The sequence below is a fragment of the Streptomyces omiyaensis genome (genome assembly GCF_014650895.1).
Taxonomy (GTDB): domain Bacteria; phylum Actinomycetota; class Actinomycetes; order Streptomycetales; family Streptomycetaceae; genus Streptomyces; species Streptomyces omiyaensis.
The window spans coordinates 246,053-261,430 of record NZ_BMVV01000008.1; the positions used below are offsets into that span (position 1 = coordinate 246,053).

Consider the following 15,378-nt stretch of genomic DNA (forward strand, 5'->3'; position numbering starts at 1 on the left):
GCCACGTATAGTCATGCCATCCATGAGGAGGGTTTCGATGACGGTACGAGCAGCAGTGGCAGGCGCGAGCGGATATGCGGGCGGGGAACTCCTGCGCCTTCTCCTCGCACACCCCCACGTCGAGATCGGCACCCTGACCGGCCACTCCCACGCCGGCCAGCGGCTCGGCGGCCTCCAGCCCCACCTGCTGCCGCTCGCCGACCGCGTCCTCGCGCCCACCACCGCCGAGGAGCTCGGCGGCCACGACGTCGTCTTCCTCGCGCTGCCGCACGGCCAGTCCGCCGCCGTCGCCGAGCAGCTCGGACCGGACGTGCTCGTCGTCGACATGGGCGCCGACTTCCGGCTGAAGGACCCGGCCGACTGGGAGACGTACTACGGCTCCCCGCACGCCGGCACCTGGCCCTACGGCCTCCCCGAACTGCCGGGCGCCCGCGCCGCGCTGGAGGGGTCCAAGCGCATCGCGGTGCCCGGTTGCTACCCCACCGCCGTCTCGCTCGCCCTCTTCCCGGCGTACGCGGACGGGCTGGCCGGGCCCGAGGCCGTGATCGTCGCCGCCTCCGGCACCTCCGGCGCCGGCAAGGCCCTCAAGCCGCACCTGCTCGGCAGCGAGGTCATGGGCAACATGACCCCGTACGGCGTCGGCGGCGGCCACCGGCACACCCCCGAGATGATCCAGAACCTCTCCGGCCCGGCCGGCGAGCGGGTCACCGTCTCCTTCACCCCGACCCTGGCCCCGATGCCCCGCGGCATCCTCGCCACCTGCACCGCCGCCGCGAAGCCCGGCACGACCGCCGAGGCCGTCCGCGCCGCCTACGAGAAGGCGTACGCGGACGAGCCCTTCGTCCACCTCCTCCCCGAGGGGCAGTGGCCCGCCACGGCGTCCGTCCACGGTTCCAACGCCGTTCACATCCAGGTCGCGTACGACGCGAACGCGCACCGGATCATCGCCATCAGCGCCATCGACAACCTGACCAAGGGCACCGCCGGCGGCGCGGTGCAGAGCATGAACATCGCCCTCGGCCTTCCCGAGGACACCGGACTCTCCACGATTGGAGTCGCTCCATGAGCGTCACCGCAGCGCAGGGATTCACGGCGGCGGGCATCGCCGCCGGGATCAAGCAGAACGGCAACCCGGACCTGGCCCTCGTGGTCAACACCGGGCCGCGCCGCGCCGCCGCGGGAGTCTTCACGTCCAACCGCGTCAAGGCCGCCCCCGTGGTCTGGTCCCAGCAGGTCCTCGCCGACGGCGAGCTGACGGCCGTCGTCCTCAACTCCGGCGGCGCCAACGCCTGCACCGGCCCCAAGGGCTTCCAGGACACCCACGCCACCGCCGAGAAGGTCGCGGAGGTCCTGAGCGGACAGGGCGCGGAGGTCGGTGCCGGCGAGGTCGCCGTCGCCTCCACCGGCCTCATCGGCGTCCTCCTCCCCATGGACAAGCTCCTCCCCGGCGTCGAGAGGGCCGCCGCCGAACTCTCCGCGCACGGCGGCGAGAAGGCCGCCATCGCCATCAAGACCACCGACACCGTCCACAAGACCTCCGTGGTCACCAAGGACGGCTGGACGGTCGGCGGCATGGCCAAGGGCGCGGGGATGCTCGCCCCCGGCCTCGCCACCATGCTCGTCGTCCTCACCACCGACGCCGACGTCGACGCCAAGGGCCTGGACGCCGCCCTGCGGACCGCCACCCGGCTCACCTTCGACCGGGTCGACTCCGACGGCTGCATGTCCACCAACGACACCGTCCTCCTGCTCGCCTCCGGCGCCTCCGGCGCCACCCCCGGCCAGGACGAGTTCGCCGAGGCCGTCCGGGAGGTCTGTGCCGACCTCGCCCGCCAGCTCATCGGCGACGCCGAGGGCGCCAGCAAGGACATCCGCATCGAGGTGGTCAACGCGGCGACCGAGGACGACGCCGTCGAGGTCGGCCGCTCCATCGCCCGCAACAACCTCCTCAAGTGCGCCATCCACGGCGAGGACCCCAACTGGGGCCGGGTGCTCTCCGCCATCGGCACCACCTCCGCCGCCTTCGAGCCCGACGCGCTGAACGTCGCCATCAACGGCGTCTGGGTCTGCCGCAACGGCTCCGTCGGCGAGGACCGGGACCTCGTCGACATGCGCTTCCGGGAGGTCGTCATCACCGCCGACCTCGCCGCCGGCACCGAGTCCGCGGTCATCTGGGCCAACGACCTGACCGCCGACTACGTCCACGAGAACAGCGCGTACTCGTCATGAGCAACGCCACGCGGAAGCACACCGCCCTCCCGAAGGCCCAGACGTTGATCGAGGCCCTGCCCTGGCTCACCCGCCACCACGGCAAGACCGTCGTCATCAAGTTCGGCGGCAACGCCATGGTCGACGAGGAGCTGAAGGCCGCCTTCGCCCAGGACGTCGTCTTCCTGCGCCACGCCGGCCTCAAGCCGGTCGTCGTGCACGGCGGCGGCCCCCAGATCAGCGCCGCCCTCGACCGGCACGGCATCGTCAGCGAGTTCAAGGCGGGCCTGCGGGTCACCACCGAGGACGCCATGGACGTCGTGCGGATGGTCCTCGCCGGCCAGGTCCAGCGCGAGCTCGTCGGGCTGCTCAACCAGCACGGCCCGCTCGCCGTCGGCCTCACCGGCGAGGACGCCCACACCATCACCGCCACCAAGCACCTGCCCGAGATCGCCGGCGAACGCGTCGACATCGGCCGGGTCGGCGAGATCACCGCCATCGACACCGGCGCCATCCAGGCGCTCCTGGAGGACGGCCGCATCCCGGTCGTCTCCTCCATCGCCCGCTCCCAGGACGACGGACATGTCTACAACGTCAATGCTGATACGGCGGCTGCGGCACTCGCTGCGGCGCTGGGCGCCGAGACCCTGATGGTCCTGACCGACGTCGAGGGCCTCTACGAGGACTGGCCGAACAGCGACGAGGTCATCAGCAGGCTCACCGCGAGCCAGCTGGAGAAGCTGCTGCCCGACCTCTCCAGCGGCATGGTCCCCAAGATGGAGGGCTGCCTGCACGCCGTCCGCAACGGCGTCACCACCGCCCGCGTCATCGACGGGCGGGTCCAGCACTCCATCCTGCTGGAGATCTTCACCGACGAGGGCATCGGCACGATGGTCGTGCCGGACGGACAGGGGGAAGCATGAGCAACGAACAGCTGACCGGCCGGTGGCAGGGCTCGCTCATGGACAACTACGGCACCCCGCGCCTGGCCCTGGTCCGCGGCGAGGGCGCCACCGTCTGGGACGCCGACGGCAAGGCCTACCTGGACTTCGTCGGCGGCATCGCGGTCAACGCCCTCGGCCACGCCCACCCGGCGGTCGTCGAGGCCGTCACCCGCCAGATCCAGAGCCTCGGCCACGTCTCCAACCTCTTCGTCGCCGAGCCGCCCGTCGCCCTCGCCGAACGGCTCCTCTCGCTCTTCGGCCGCCCGGGCAGGGTCTTCTTCTGCAACTCCGGCGCCGAGGCCAACGAGGCCGCGTTCAAGATCGGCCGGCTCACCGGCCGGAGCCACGTGGTCGCCACCGAGGGCGGCTTCCACGGCCGCACCATGGGCGCCCTCGCGCTCACCGGCCAGCCCGGCAAGCAGGCACCCTTCCTGCCGCTGCCCGGCGACGTCACCCACGTCCCGTACGGCGACGCGGAGGCGCTGCGCGCCGCCGTCACCGAGGAGACGGCCCTCGTCGTCATCGAGCCCATCCAGGGCGAGAACGGCGTCGTCGTCCCGCCGCCCGGCTACCTCAAGGCGGCCCGCGAGATCACCCGCGCCACCGGCACCCTCCTCGTCCTCGACGAGGTCCAGACCGGCATCGGCCGCTGCGGCCACTGGTTCGAGCACCAGGCCCACGAGGGCGTCGACCCCGACGTCGTCACCCTCGCCAAGGGCCTCGGCGGCGGGCTCCCGCTCGGCGCCACCGTCGCCTTCGGCGCGGCCGCCGACCTCTTCGCCCCCGGCCACCACGGCACCACCTTCGGCGGCAACCCGGTCGCCTGCGCCGCCGGCCTCGCCGTCCTCGACACCCTCGCCGCCGACGCGGCCCTCGACCACGTCAAGGCCGTCGGCGAGCGGCTGCGCTCCGGAATCGAGGCCCTCGGGCACCCGCTGGTCTCCCATGTCCGTGGCGCGGGCCTCCTGCTGGGTATCGTGCTCACCGAGCCCCTCGCACCCCAGGTGCAGCAGGCGGCTCAGGGAGCCGGCCTCCTGGTGAACGCGCCCGCCCCCGACGTCGTACGGATCATGCCTCCGCTGGTCCTCACCGACGCCGAGGCGGACACCTTCCTCCAGGCCCTGCCGGGCATCCTGGAGAAGGTGAACGAGGCGAACGGGCAAGGACGAACCGGAGAATGAGGCGACGATGACCGACGCGCAGGGGAACGAGCACGGAGGGCCGTCGGTCCCGCAGACCCGCACCGCACGCCACCGCAGGATCGTCGACATCCTCAACCGGCAGCCGGTGCGGTCGCAGAGCCAGCTCGCCAAGCTCCTCGCGGACGACGGGCTGAGCGTCACCCAGGCGACGCTCTCCCGCGACCTCGACGAGCTCGGCGCGGTGAAGATCCGCAACACCGGCGGCGAGCTGATCTACGCGGTCCCCAGCGAGGGCGGCTTCCGCACCCCGCAGGCCCCCCTCGGCGAGTCCGCCAAGGAGGAGCGGATGCGGCGCCTCTCCGGCGAACTCCTCATCTCCGCCGAGGCGTCCGCCAACCTCGTGGTGCTGCGGACCCCGCCGGGCGCCGCCCAGTTCCTCGCGTCCGCCATCGACCAGGCCGAGCTCCACGCCATCCTCGGCACCATCGCGGGCGACGACACCCTCCTGCTCATCTCCCGCGACCCCACCGGCGGCCAGGCCCTCGCCGACCACCTGCTGCGCCTCGCGCAGAAGGGCAACTGAGCGCCCCGGCCCCTCAGTACCGCGTGATCGCCGTCGGACCCTCCCGGGTCCCGACGGCGATGTGCGGCCGGCGGGCGGGCTCCGCCCAGGCGAGGAGCGCCCGCATGGCGCCGGCCGGGACGGAGACGCAGCCGGCCGTCGCGCCCTCCCCGTCCACGTGCAGGAAGATGCCGGCGCCCCGGCCGCGGACCGGCCGGTCGTAGTTGAAGCCGATGACGAGCGCGTGCGCGTACTGCGTCCGGTACGCCACGAGGTGCTCGGCCTCGGTGGCGCGGCAGTCCTCCGGCAGCCCCTCCACCCAGCGGTTGTACGCGCGCGAGGCGTTGTCCTGGCACCACCAGGATCGGTCGGTCGCCCGGGCGTAGGCGTACGAGGTGCCCGCGGGGGCGGGCTCGGTCCCGAAGGCGTACGGGAGCCGGTAGAGACCGGTGGGCGTGGTGTTCGTGCCCTGCTCGCGGGTGGTGCCCTCGGTGAGCCCGCCGGCGCCGAACCGGGCGGGCGCGGAGCCGGCCCGGACCCACCGCCCGCCCCGCCGGTCCCACCAGGTCAGCGTCCCCGCGGTGGCGTCCGGGTGCGGGGCCTCGGCGGTGATCAGCTGGGAGCCCCCGCCGGTGTCGGCCATCCGCGCGGGCAGCGGTGCGGGGGCGGGCGCGGCGACCGGGACGGAGAGCAGGGCGGCGCCGAGGGCGAGAAGGGTGCGCATGCCGCGACGCTAGGTCCGCGCCCGGTTCCCCGCCCGTCGTGCGGGGCTATTCGGCGGGCGGCAGCGGCGGCAGCGGGAGCGGCAGCGCGGGCAGTCCGTCGATGCTGTCGGCGATGTGCTCCTTGCCCTCGCAGTACGTGTTGAACTCCTCCTCCGTCTTGCGGTTGAAGAAGTCCGCGTGCAGCGTGCGCTCCTCCCGGTACTCCATCAGCGGGACCGCGAAGCCGCAGGAGTCGCTGACCCTGCGGGCGTGCACCAGGATGATGGCCCGCGCGCTGATCTGGTCCTTGACCGCCTCCTCGGGGAAGCGGGCGAAGAGCGCGGGCCAGCGCGGGTCGTCCCGCAGCACCGCCTCGCCGTCGCCGTGCACCCGCACGACCGTCGGCGGCCCGGTGAAGGCGGTCCACATCAGGGTGATCCGGCCGTTGCCCGGCTCCCGGAGGTGGGCGACGGTCTCGGCGCTGCTGCCGCCGAAGTCGACGTAGGCGAGGGTCAGTTCGTCGAGGACGACGAGGGTGCCCCGGCGGCCCTTGGGGGAGAGGTTCACGTGCCCGTCGCCGGAGAGGGGCGCGGTGGCGGTGAAGTAGACGGGCTGCTCCTCGATGAAGGCCCGGAGCCGCCCGTCGATGCGTTCGTACGTTTTTCCCATGGGGCCATTCTCCGTCGCGCGGACCCGCCGCGGCGGACCGTCTCATCGCGGACCGGACGGGCCGCCGCCCCCCGGGAGTTCAGCCGGTCCAGGGACGCAGGGCGCGCGCCGCCTCCCGCACGACCCGGGGGTCGGGATCCTCCAGGAGCGCCTTCATCCGCCGCGGTTCCACGGCGTCGAGCAGCCGCAGCCCGGCGACCGCCGACGCCCGCACCCGGCCGTCCGGATGCGCCGTCAGCTCCCGCAGCCGGGGCGCGTCCACGGCCCGCGTGCCGCACTCCCCGAGACCGAGCGGCGCCCGGTCCGGCACCTCGGGGGCCGCGCACGCCGCCCGGTAGACGTCCGCCGGATCGGTCCCGCCCCGACGCAGCACCCAGCGGGCGCAGGCCCGGGTGCGCCCCGACCGGTCGTACAGGTACGGCTCCGCCTCCGCGTGCCGGTCGGCCCCGCGCAGCGCGGTGACCCCGGCCGCCCGCACCCGTCCGAAGCGGGCGCCCAGCAGGACGGGCACCGTCGCCCCGGGCTCGCCGGCCGCGATCGCCGCCGAGGCCGCCCGCTCCTGCACCACGGGGTCGTGGTCCCCGGCGGCCACCAGCGCCAGGCCGAGGCCGTCGTACAGTCCCCGGTCGAGGACGATGCCGAGCGCGGCCCGCCGGGTGGCCGCGTCACGGCAGCCGAGGAGCAGCGCGCCGGCGGCCGACCCGGGCCCGGTGCGCAGCAGCCCGTCCAGCAGTCCGGCCGCCCCGTCGCCCCGCAGGCGTGCGGTGAGCCGCAGGATCACCGGCGCGGTGACGGCCAGCGTCTCGTGGGAGGCGCCGGGCAGCTCGGCCCGCAGCAGCGCCAGGGCACGCGCGCGTACCGGCTCCGCCCAGTCCGCGGCCCGGACCGCGACCAGCGGCAGCAGCTCCGGGCGCCCCGCCGCGTACGGCAGCGCGGCCTCCCGGATCCGCCCGTCGGGGTCGCACAGCGCGAGCGCGAGCCGCGCCTCGGACGGCTTCGGGGGCGGGGACGGATGCGGAGGCGGGGAGGCGGGGACCTGACGTCGCCACAGCCGCCGCCACTCCGTGCCCTCCGTCCCGGTGAGCCAGGTGTGCGAGGGGTTCAGGTCGCCGTGGAGGGCCGCCCGCCGGACGGACTCGTCGAGGTCGGCCCACGCCTTCGGGCGCGTCACGTCGATCACCCGGTGGAGGGGGAGGCCCCGCTCCAGCCTCCGTACGGCCGCCGTCCGCGGCTCCGTCCCGCGGCTCACGCGAGGCACCCGGGCGTCCCCGGACCCTCGCACGCCGAGCAGCGGCGCGGCGCGAACTCCGGGTGCGCCGCGTAGAGGGCGCGGATCTCCTCCCCGTACAGGCCCGTGGGGGAGGCGTCGCTCCAGCGCCGCAGCCGCCGCGCCTGCCGGCGGGCGGCCGCGCGGACGCCGGGCTGCGGGTCGTCCAGCAGGCGCAGCGCGTGGAGCAGGGCCCGGTCGTCGTAGCGGTGGCCGAGGAGGTCCATGGCGAGCGCCCGGAGCGCGGGCGTCCCGCCCGGGGCCGCGAGGGCGACGAGCCGCTCCGTGGTGTGCCCGTGGGCGAGGGAGGAGAGCACCCGGCGGGCCGCCCGGGCGGCCTCCGGCGCCGGGTCGGCGAAGTGCGTCAGCGCCTCGTCCCAGCCGACCGCTCCGTGCCGGTGGAGGAGGGACAGGGCCCGGGCCCGCACGCGTGCGTGCCGGTGGCCGAGCAGGCCGCGCAGCGCCTCGGGGTCGTCCCGCAGCGTGCGCAGCACGATCGCCCCGACCCGCGGGTCGGGGTCGTCGGCGTACGGCGGCAGCTCCGCGTCCGTGAGGGCGCCCAGCAGGCGCAGTCCGTCGAGCGCCCGGGCCCGCACGCCGCCGTCGGCGTGCCCGGTGAGCGTCCGGAGCAGGGGGACGTCCGCGGGGTCCCGCTCCTCCGCGAGCCCGCTGACCGCCGGGGGCGTGACCGCCGCCGGGTCGGCGCAGAGCGTGCGGAGGCGGGCGTGCGGGTCGTCGCCGGCCTCCCGCAGGCCGGCGCGGGCGAGGCCCCGCACCCAGGGGGAGGGGTCGGCCAGGTGGGCCGCGAGCGCGTCGGTCCGTCCGGCGGCGCGGAAGCGGGCCACGGCCTCGCCCCGGACGGCGGGGTCGTCGGCGGAGGCCAGCCGGTCCGGGAGCGGACCGGCGCCGGGCAGCTCCGGCAGCACGCGCGCGGCGAGCCGCCGGACGCGCCGGTCGTGGTGGCGGAGGGCGAGACCGACCAGGTCCCCGGCGGTGAGCAGCTGTGCGGCGAGGGCCTGCCGGAGCGAGCGGACGCGTATCTCGGAGTCCTCGCAGACCTCCAGGAAGCCGAGGAGGACGCGGCGGCCCTCCGGCCCCCGGGCCGCCCGGAGGGCGGTCCGCACCGAGGCGAGCCGGACGGCGTCCGCGGGCCCGGCCCAGGCGGCGCCGTACAGCTCGCCCGCGTACCACGGGGCGCCGGCCGCCGGAGCCTGTGTCGTGCCGTGCGGAAGGGGCTCGTCCCCGCGAAGGTGGGGGGTGGCCGGTGGCCGGTCGGTCGTCATGCGCGGACTGTATCCGCGCGTCCGCCGGTCCCACCCGGGGATTTCGGCGCCGACCGGAGGTCGATTGACGAATCATGCGGAGTTCTGCATACTCATGCATCAAGGGTTTCGGTAGTCGAGGCGAGGAGCAACCAGAAGTGAGCAGCAACAACGGTGACGTCCGGCTCTGGGGCGGCCGCTTCGCCGACGGTCCGGCCGAGGCCCTCGCGAAGCTCTCCGCCTCGGTGCACTTCGACTGGCGCCTCGCCCCCTACGACATCGCCGGATCCCGGGCCCACGCGCGCGTGCTCCACAAGGCCGGACTCCTCACCGAGGACGAGCTGACCCGCATGCTGGCGGGCCTGGACCTGCTGGAGGCGGACGTCGCCGACGGCTCCTTCGTCGGCACCGTCGCCGACGAGGACGTCCACACCGCCCTGGAGCGGGGGCTCCTGGAGCGGCTCGGCGCCGAGCTCGGCGGCAAGCTGCGGGCCGGCCGGTCCCGGAACGACCAGGTCGCCACCCTCTTCCGGATGTACCTCCGCGACCACGCCCGGATCATCGGCGGCCTGATCGCCGACCTCCAGGACGCGCTGGTGGGCCTCGCCGAGGCGCACCCGGACGTCGCCATGCCGGGCCGCACCCACCTCCAGCACGCCCAGCCGGTGCTCTTCGCCCACCACGTCCTCGCCCACGCCCAGTCCCTCTCACGGGACGCCGAGCGGCTGCGCCAGTGGGACACCCGGACGGCGGTCTCCCCGTACGGCTCCGGCGCCCTCGCCGGCTCCTCCCTCGGGCTCGACCCGGAGGCGGTCGCCAAGGACCTCGGCTTCGAGCGCGGCTCGGCGGGCAACTCGATCGACGGCACGGCCTCCCGCGACTTCGTCGCCGAGTTCGCCTTCGTCACGGCGATGATCGGGGTGAACCTCTCCCGGATCGCGGAGGAGATCATCATCTGGAACACGAAGGAGTTCTCCTTCGTGACCCTGCACGACGCCTTCTCCACCGGTTCGTCGATCATGCCGCAGAAGAAGAACCCCGACATCGCCGAGCTCGCCCGGGGCAAGTCCGGCCGTCTCATCGGCAACCTCTCCGGACTGATGGCCACCCTCAAGGCCCTGCCGCTCGCCTACAACCGCGACCTCCAGGAGGACAAGGAGCCGGTCTTCGACTCCTGCGACCAGCTGGAGGTCCTGCTCCCCGCCTTCACCGGCATGATGGCCACGCTCACCGTCCACCGGGAGCGCATGGAGGAGCTGGCCCCCGCCGGCTTCTCGCTCGCCACCGACATCGCCGAGTGGCTGGTCAGGCAGGGCGTGCCGTTCCGGGTCGCCCACGAGGTGGCCGGCGAGTGCGTCAAGGTCGCCGAGTCCGAGGGCAAGGAGCTGGACGAGCTGACGGACGAGCAGTTCGCCAAGATCTCCGAGCACCTCACCCCCGAGGTCCGCACGGTCCTCGACGTCCCCGGCGCCCTCGCCTCCCGCAACGGGCGCGGCGGCACCGCCCCCTCCGCCGTCGCCGTCCAGCTCGTCGAGGTCAAGGCCGACCTGGTGATCCAGCACGCCTGGGCGGACGCCAAGAAGTAGCCCCCGCCCCCCGTCCCACCTCCCGGAAGGCCCCGTACGGGGCCTTCCGGCGTTTTCGCGTTCCCTCCGCGACGCGATGAGCGTTCGGCATCCCGTGTGAGACAAAAGCGTCTCACGTGGTGTATGTTCGTCTCATGTCAGTCGACCGCACCCAGGTGCTCCGCGCCGCCGCCGCCCTGCTCTCCCGCAAGGCGACCGCCACCATGGACGAGGTCGCCCGGGCCGCGGGCATCGGCCGGGCCACCCTCCACCGGCACTTCGCCGGACGGGACGCCCTCGTGCGGGCGCTGGAACAGTTGTGCATCGAGGAGGCCGAGGCCGCGCTCGACGCGGCCCGGATCGAGGAGGGGCCCGCCGACGAGGCGGTCCGCAGACTCGTCACCGCCTCGCAGCCCGCCGCCTCCCTGCTCGCCTTCCTCGTCACCGAGAACCAGCTGTTCGAGGGCGACGGGCAGAACGAGGGATGGTCCCGGCTCGACGCCCGGCTCGTCGCCCTCTTCCGGCGCGGCCAGGAGGAGGGCACCTTCCGGATCGACCTGAGCCCCGCCTGGCTGTGCGAGGCGTTCTACGGGCTGATCGGCTCGGGAGCCTGGGCCGTCGCCGACGGGCGGGTCGCCGCCAACGACTTTTCTTACATGATCGCCGAGCTGCTGCTCGGCGGAGCGCGCAGGAGCGTGGAGAAGTGATCACCGAAACCGTTCGGCACGAGAGCCATATGGAGGGCGTGCGCCGTCCCGGCCGGTGGCTCGCCCTCGCCGTGCTCGTCCTGGCCGTGCTGCTCGTGGCCGTGGACGCCACGGTGCTCGGCCTGGCGACCCCGTTCCTCTCCGAGGACCTGAAGCCCACCGGCACCCAGCTGCTCTGGATCGGCGACGTCTACTCCTTCGTCATCGCAGGCCTGCTGGTCTCCATGGGCAGCCTCGGCGACCGCATCGGCCGCAAGAAGCTGCTGCTGATCGGCGCCACCGCGTTCGGCGCCGTCTCGGTCCTGAACGCCTACGCGACCAGCCCCGAGATGATGATCGCCGCCCGCGCGCTCCTCGGCGTCGCCGGCGCGACCCTGATGCCGTCCACCCTGGCCCTCATCCGGAACCTCTTCCACGACCCGCGCGAGCGCAGCCTCGCCATCGGCATCTGGGGCGCCATGGCCTCGGCCGGCGCCGCCGTCGGCCCGGTCGTCGGAGGCTTCCTCCTGGAGCACTTCTGGTGGGGCTCGGTCTTCCTCATCAACCTGCCCGTGATGGCCGTCCTGGTCGTCGTCGGGATCAAGCTGATCCCCGAGTCGAGGAACCCGAACCCGGGCCCCTGGGACCTGCCCAGCGTCGGCCTCTCCCTCGTCGGCATGATCGGCGTCGTCTACGCGGTCAAGGAACTGGCCTCGCACGGCCCCACCCTCGACGTGGCCGTCGCCACGCTCGTCGGCGCCGGCGGCCTCACCTGGTTCGTCCGCCGCCAGCTCACCCTGCCGGCCCCGCTCCTGGACATGCGCCTCTTCCGCAACCGCGGCTTCTCCGGCGCCGTCCTCGCCGACCTGCTGACCATCCTCGGCCTCGCCGGCCTGGTGTTCTTCCTGTCCCAGTACTTCCAGCTGGTCCAGGGCCGCGCACCGCTGGAGGCCGGCCTCGCCGAACTGCCCGCCGCCATCGGATCGGTGACGGCCGGTCTGCTCGCCGGCCGGTTCGCCCGACGCTTCTCGGTCCGCACGGCCGTCGCCGGCGGCCTCGCCGCCATCGGCCTCGCCCTCGCGGTGCTGACCGTCATCGGCCGCACCACCGGCTACCCGATCCTCGGCGCGAGCCTGCTCGTCGTCGGCGTCGGCGCCGGCCTCGCCTTCACCGTCACCGCCGACGTGATCCTCTCCAGCGTCCCCAAGGACCAGGCCGGTTCCGCGTCCGCCGTCTCCGAGACGGCCTACGAGCTCGGCGCCGCCCTCGGCATCGCCGTCCTCGGCTCCATCGTGACCGGCGTCTACCGGGGCTTCACCACGCCGGCCGGCGTCCCCTCGGACGTCGCCGCGGCCGCCCACGACTCGCTCGGCGGAGCCGTCGAGGCCTCCTCGGCCCTCGCCCCGGCCCAGGCGGGCGCGCTCGTCGCCGCCGCCCAGGACGCCTTCGTCGACGGCCTGCGGATCGCCGCGGGCGTCGGCGCGGCCGTCCTCCTCGCCACCGCCGTGGCCGCCTGGTTCCTCCTGAGGGACCAGAAGCTCGTGGACGGCGCCGAGCACTGACGGACCCCGTCCCCACGGGAAGAGGGCGCCCCCCGGACCGGATCCGGGGGGCGCCCTCACGCGTACCGCTCGCCGCTACGCGGCTTCCTTCGCCTTCGTGGCGTACATGTCCACGTACTCCTGGCCCGACAGCCGCATGACCTCCGCCATCACCGAGTCCGTCACCGCCCGCAGCACGTACCGGTCGCGGTCCATGCCCTCGTACCGGGAGAACTCCAGCGGCTCGCCGAAGCGGACCGTCACCTGCACCGGACGCGGGATGCCCGCACCGCCCGGCTGCGCCCGGTCCGTGCCGATCATCGCGAAGGGGACGACCGGCGCGCCGGTCATCAGCGTCAGCCGGGCCACGCCCGTACGGCCCCGGTAGAGCCGGCCGTCGGGGGAGCGGGTGCCCTCCGGGTAGATCGAGAAGATCCGGCCCTCCTCCAGCACCCGGCGGCCGGTCATCAGCGCGGCGACACCGCCGCGGCCGCCGTCCCGGTCCACCGGGATCATGCCGACGCTGGTGAAGAACCAGGCCATCAGCCGGCCCTTGATCCCCTTGCCCGTCACGTACTCGTCCTTGCCGATGAAGAAGACCTGACGGTCCAGGCAGATCGGCATGATCATCGAGTCGATGAAGGTGAGGTGGTTGCCCGCGAGGATCACCGGCCCGGTCCCGGGCACGTTCTCGGCGCCCTCGACCCGGGGGCGGAACATCAGGCGCAGGATCGGACCGAGGGTGGCCTTGACGATCGCGTGACGGGACAACGCGGTTCCTCCGGTGTCGGGCGGGCGGCTGCGGGGAGCCGACGGTGCAGCACGGGACGATACTCGCGGGTCGCCGCCGTCCGCACATCGGGTTCACCGAACGGATACACGGTGTTGACGCGTGTTTCCGCCATGTTCCGCCCAGGTCCGCCGCCCGTAGGGGATCACTGCCTAGCGTCGGGACCACCCACCGCCAGGTGCGGCACATCACACAGGAGGACCCCCATGACCCAGGGCGCACCCCGGACCCCGGCCCGCCGCACGCTGCTCGGTGCGGCCGGCGCCGCCGCGTTCGGCGCCTCCGCCGGGCTCGCCGCCGGCGCCGGCACCGCGCGGGCCGCCGAGACCGGCCGCCCGCCGGGCCACGGCCGCGGCTACCGCTCGCTGCCCGTCCCGACCGTCATCGCCCACCGCGGCGCCAGCGGCTACCGCCCCGAGCACACCCTCGGCTCCTACCGGCACGCCCTGGACCTCGGCGCCCACGTCATCGAGCAGGACCTCGTCCCCACCAGGGACGGGCACCTCGTCTGCCGCCACGAGAACGACATCACCGGCACCACCGACGTCGCCGACCACCCCGAGTTCGCCTCGCGCAGGACCACCAAGTCCGTCGACGGCGTGACGTACACCGGCTGGTTCACCGAGGACTTCACCCTCGCCGAGCTGAAGACCCTCCGCGCCGGGGAGCGCATCCCCGGCACCCGCCAGGAGAACACCCTCTACGACGGGCGCTGGACGATCCCCACCTTCGAGGAGGTCCTGCGCTGGGCCGACGAGGAGGGCCGCCGCCGGGGCCGCGAGATCTGGCTCCACGTCGAGACCAAGCACCCCTCGTACTTCCGCTCGATCGGCCTCGGCCTGGAGGAGCGCCTGGCGAAGCTGCTCCGCCGCCACGGCCGCCACCGCGCCCACTCCCCGGTCTTCCTCCAGTCCTTCGAGCCCAGCAGCGTCCAGCGCCTGTCGAAACTGGTCGACTCCCCGCTCGTGGTGCTGCTCTCCGGCGCGTCCACCCGCCCCTGGGACTTCGTCGAGGCCGGCGACCCGCGGACCGTCGCCGACCTCGTCACCCCGGCCGGGCTGCGCTGGATCGCCTCGTACGCCCAGGGCATCGGCCCCACCCTCGACCTGGTGATCCCCAAGGACGCCGCGGGCCGGCTGGGCACCCCCACCACCCTGGTGCGGGACGCCCACGCCGAGGGCCTGATCCTCCACCCGTACACCCAGCGCAACGAGAACACCTTCCTGCCGGCCGACTTCCGCAGGGGCACCGACCCGGCCGCCTACGGCGACGCCTTCGGCGCGCTGGAGCGGTACTTCGCGACCGGCATCGACGGCGTCTTCTCCGACAACCCCGACACCGCCCTCCTGGCCGCCGAGGACTTCCGCGCCCGCTGACCCGGCGCCGGGCCTCCCGGTCGGTGCGGTACGCCGACCGGGTGGTTCCCCTCCCCGGGCGCAACCGCGCCGCCGCGCCGCCGCATCGTGGCGGACATGAGCTCCCAGGAAACCCTCCTCGCCGCCCTCACCCCGCTGCTCGCCGCAGAGTCCCGGGCCGAGGCCGCGGCCGCCGGGATCGAGGCCGGCGACCTCGAACAGGCCGTCTGGCTGCGCCTCCTGGAGCGCCTCCGCGCCGACGGCGCCCCCGACCGCCCCGCCGACTGGCTCCGCCGGGCCGTCCGCGCCGAGGCCCGCCGGGCCCGCCGCACCAGCGGCCGCGAACGCCCCTACCACGAGGAGGTCCCGCCGGGCGGCGACCCGGAGGCCCCCGGCTCGCCGGAAGGCTCCGCCCTCACCGCCGAACGCCGCCGCGCCCTGCGGGCCGCCGTCACCCGGACACCCGGCCGCTGCCCCCGCCTGCTGAACGCGATGCTCGACCCCGCGGACCCCACCTACCGGGAAATCGCAGGAACGTTGGGTATCTCACAAGGCAGTCTGGGGCCGATGCGTTCCCGTTGCCTGGGATGCCTGCGCAGAATGCTCGCGGCAGAGGTTCCCGCATCCGGCCGACGGGGAAGGGTGCGGGGGACCGATCGGTGAGCAGATGAGCGGGAGGCATG

At 74.3% G+C, this 15,378-nt stretch carries 15 protein-coding genes; 10 read left to right on the forward strand and 5 right to left on the reverse strand.

The features are described 5' to 3' along the window. The first annotated feature begins 37 nt into the window (after positions 1-37). The 5 genes from argC to IE287_RS16195 are packed head-to-tail and all read left to right on the forward strand — an operon-like array spanning position 38 to position 4,877. The gene (gene argC, locus IE287_RS16175) at positions 38-1,066 is read left to right on the forward strand and encodes an N-acetyl-gamma-glutamyl-phosphate reductase (RefSeq protein WP_189849748.1); all 1,029 of its coding nucleotides are present in this window, start codon (positions 38-40) and stop codon (positions 1,064-1,066) included. Beyond that, on the forward strand, positions 1,063-2,229 hold the full coding sequence (gene argJ / locus IE287_RS16180) for a bifunctional glutamate N-acetyltransferase/amino-acid acetyltransferase ArgJ (RefSeq protein WP_189849749.1): 1,167 nt from the start codon (positions 1,063-1,065) through the stop codon (positions 2,227-2,229). The genes argC and argJ overlap by 4 nt, the downstream gene beginning before the upstream one ends. Then, on the forward strand, positions 2,226-3,131 hold the full coding sequence (argB, locus tag IE287_RS16185) for an acetylglutamate kinase (protein WP_189849750.1): 906 nt from the start codon (positions 2,226-2,228) through the stop codon (positions 3,129-3,131). The genes argJ and argB overlap by 4 nt, the downstream gene beginning before the upstream one ends. Then, complete coding sequence (locus tag IE287_RS16190) at positions 3,128-4,333, forward strand: acetylornithine transaminase (RefSeq protein WP_189849751.1); 1,206 nt, start codon at positions 3,128-3,130, stop codon at positions 4,331-4,333. Before argB ends, IE287_RS16190 begins: the two co-directional genes overlap by 4 nt. 7 nt (positions 4,334-4,340) lie before the next feature. Then, a complete protein-coding gene (locus IE287_RS16195; protein ID WP_030756161.1) occupies positions 4,341-4,877 on the forward strand; it encodes an arginine repressor in 537 nt (178 codons plus the stop codon). A 13-nt stretch (positions 4,878-4,890) separates the two neighbouring features. Here the strand turns inward: IE287_RS16195 and IE287_RS16200 are convergent, their stop codons facing one another. From IE287_RS16200 to IE287_RS16215, 4 genes are all read right to left on the reverse strand, one after another. Further along, the gene (locus tag IE287_RS16200) at positions 4,891-5,580 is read right to left on the reverse strand and encodes a L,D-transpeptidase family protein (protein ID WP_189849752.1); all 690 of its coding nucleotides are present in this window, start codon (positions 5,578-5,580) and stop codon (positions 4,891-4,893) included. A 46-nt stretch (positions 5,581-5,626) separates the two neighbouring features. Then, on the reverse strand, positions 5,627-6,229 hold the full coding sequence (locus tag IE287_RS16205; protein WP_189849753.1) for a pyridoxamine 5'-phosphate oxidase family protein: 603 nt from the start codon (positions 6,227-6,229) through the stop codon (positions 5,627-5,629). A gap of 79 nt (positions 6,230-6,308) precedes the next feature. Next, positions 6,309-7,478: a hypothetical protein gene (locus IE287_RS16210; RefSeq protein WP_189849754.1), complete on the reverse strand. Its 1,170-nt coding sequence runs from the start codon at positions 7,476-7,478 to the stop codon at positions 6,309-6,311. Then, complete coding sequence (locus IE287_RS16215) at positions 7,475-8,779, reverse strand: hypothetical protein (RefSeq protein ID WP_189849755.1); 1,305 nt, start codon at positions 8,777-8,779, stop codon at positions 7,475-7,477. Before IE287_RS16215 ends, IE287_RS16210 begins: the two co-directional genes overlap by 4 nt. Positions 8,780-8,916: 137 nt before the next feature. Here IE287_RS16215 and argH point away from each other — a divergent pair, with 137 nt between their 5' ends. The 3 genes from argH (at position 8,917) to IE287_RS16230 (ending at position 12,571) form a co-directional block, all read left to right on the forward strand. Beyond that, positions 8,917-10,344: an argininosuccinate lyase gene (gene argH / locus IE287_RS16220; protein WP_189849756.1), complete on the forward strand. Its 1,428-nt coding sequence runs from the start codon at positions 8,917-8,919 to the stop codon at positions 10,342-10,344. Positions 10,345-10,478: 134 nt separating this feature from the next. Next, positions 10,479-11,030, forward strand: a complete 552-nt coding sequence (locus IE287_RS16225) for a TetR/AcrR family transcriptional regulator (protein WP_189849757.1) — start codon at positions 10,479-10,481, stop codon at positions 11,028-11,030. A gap of 29 nt (positions 11,031-11,059) precedes the next feature. Continuing rightward, positions 11,060-12,571: an MFS transporter gene (locus IE287_RS16230; protein ID WP_189849859.1), complete on the forward strand. Its 1,512-nt coding sequence runs from the start codon at positions 11,060-11,062 to the stop codon at positions 12,569-12,571. A gap of 75 nt (positions 12,572-12,646) precedes the next feature. On the opposite strand, the gene IE287_RS16235 is transcribed toward IE287_RS16230, so the two are convergent. Beyond that, positions 12,647-13,270, reverse strand: coding sequence for a lysophospholipid acyltransferase family protein (locus IE287_RS16235; protein ID WP_373307855.1), 624 nt, complete (start codon positions 13,268-13,270; stop codon positions 12,647-12,649). Between the two features lie 276 nt (positions 13,271-13,546). Here IE287_RS16235 and IE287_RS16240 point away from each other — a divergent pair, with 276 nt between their 5' ends. Both IE287_RS16240 and IE287_RS16245 read left to right on the forward strand, forming a co-directional pair. Beyond that, the gene (locus IE287_RS16240; protein ID WP_189849759.1) at positions 13,547-14,716 is read left to right on the forward strand and encodes a glycerophosphodiester phosphodiesterase; all 1,170 of its coding nucleotides are present in this window, start codon (positions 13,547-13,549) and stop codon (positions 14,714-14,716) included. 96 nt (positions 14,717-14,812) lie between these two features. Then, entirely contained in the window at positions 14,813-15,358 is a 546-nt protein-coding gene (locus IE287_RS16245) for a sigma-70 family RNA polymerase sigma factor (protein WP_189849760.1), read from the forward strand. Positions 15,359-15,378 lie beyond the last annotated feature (20 nt).

Excerpts from the sequence above, each read along its gene's own strand:
- IE287_RS16225 (WP_189849757.1), top strand. The coding sequence starts at position 10,479 with ATGTCAGTCGACCGCACCCAGGTGCTCCGCGCCGCCGCCGCCCTGCTC.
- IE287_RS16230 (WP_189849859.1), top strand. The coding sequence starts at position 11,060 with ATGGAGGGCGTGCGCCGTCCCGGCCGGTGGCTCGCCCTCGCCGTGCTC.
- argC (WP_189849748.1), top strand. The coding sequence starts at position 38 with ATGACGGTACGAGCAGCAGTGGCAGGCGCGAGCGGATATGCGGGCGGG.
- IE287_RS16215 (WP_189849755.1), bottom strand. The coding sequence starts at position 8,779 with ATGACGACCGACCGGCCACCGGCCACCCCCCACCTTCGCGGGGACGAG.
- IE287_RS16205 (WP_189849753.1), bottom strand. The coding sequence starts at position 6,229 with ATGGGAAAAACGTACGAACGCATCGACGGGCGGCTCCGGGCCTTCATC.
- IE287_RS16235 (WP_373307855.1), bottom strand. The coding sequence starts at position 13,270 with ATGTTCCGCCCCCGGGTCGAGGGCGCCGAGAACGTGCCCGGGACCGGG.
- IE287_RS16195 (WP_030756161.1), top strand. The coding sequence starts at position 4,341 with ATGACCGACGCGCAGGGGAACGAGCACGGAGGGCCGTCGGTCCCGCAG.
- IE287_RS16240 (WP_189849759.1), top strand. The coding sequence starts at position 13,547 with ATGACCCAGGGCGCACCCCGGACCCCGGCCCGCCGCACGCTGCTCGGT.
- IE287_RS16245 (WP_189849760.1), top strand. The coding sequence starts at position 14,813 with ATGAGCTCCCAGGAAACCCTCCTCGCCGCCCTCACCCCGCTGCTCGCC.
- IE287_RS16190 (WP_189849751.1), top strand. The coding sequence starts at position 3,128 with ATGAGCAACGAACAGCTGACCGGCCGGTGGCAGGGCTCGCTCATGGAC.
- argB (WP_189849750.1), top strand. The coding sequence starts at position 2,226 with ATGAGCAACGCCACGCGGAAGCACACCGCCCTCCCGAAGGCCCAGACG.
- IE287_RS16200 (WP_189849752.1), bottom strand. The coding sequence starts at position 5,580 with ATGCGCACCCTTCTCGCCCTCGGCGCCGCCCTGCTCTCCGTCCCGGTC.
- argJ (WP_189849749.1), top strand. The coding sequence starts at position 1,063 with ATGAGCGTCACCGCAGCGCAGGGATTCACGGCGGCGGGCATCGCCGCC.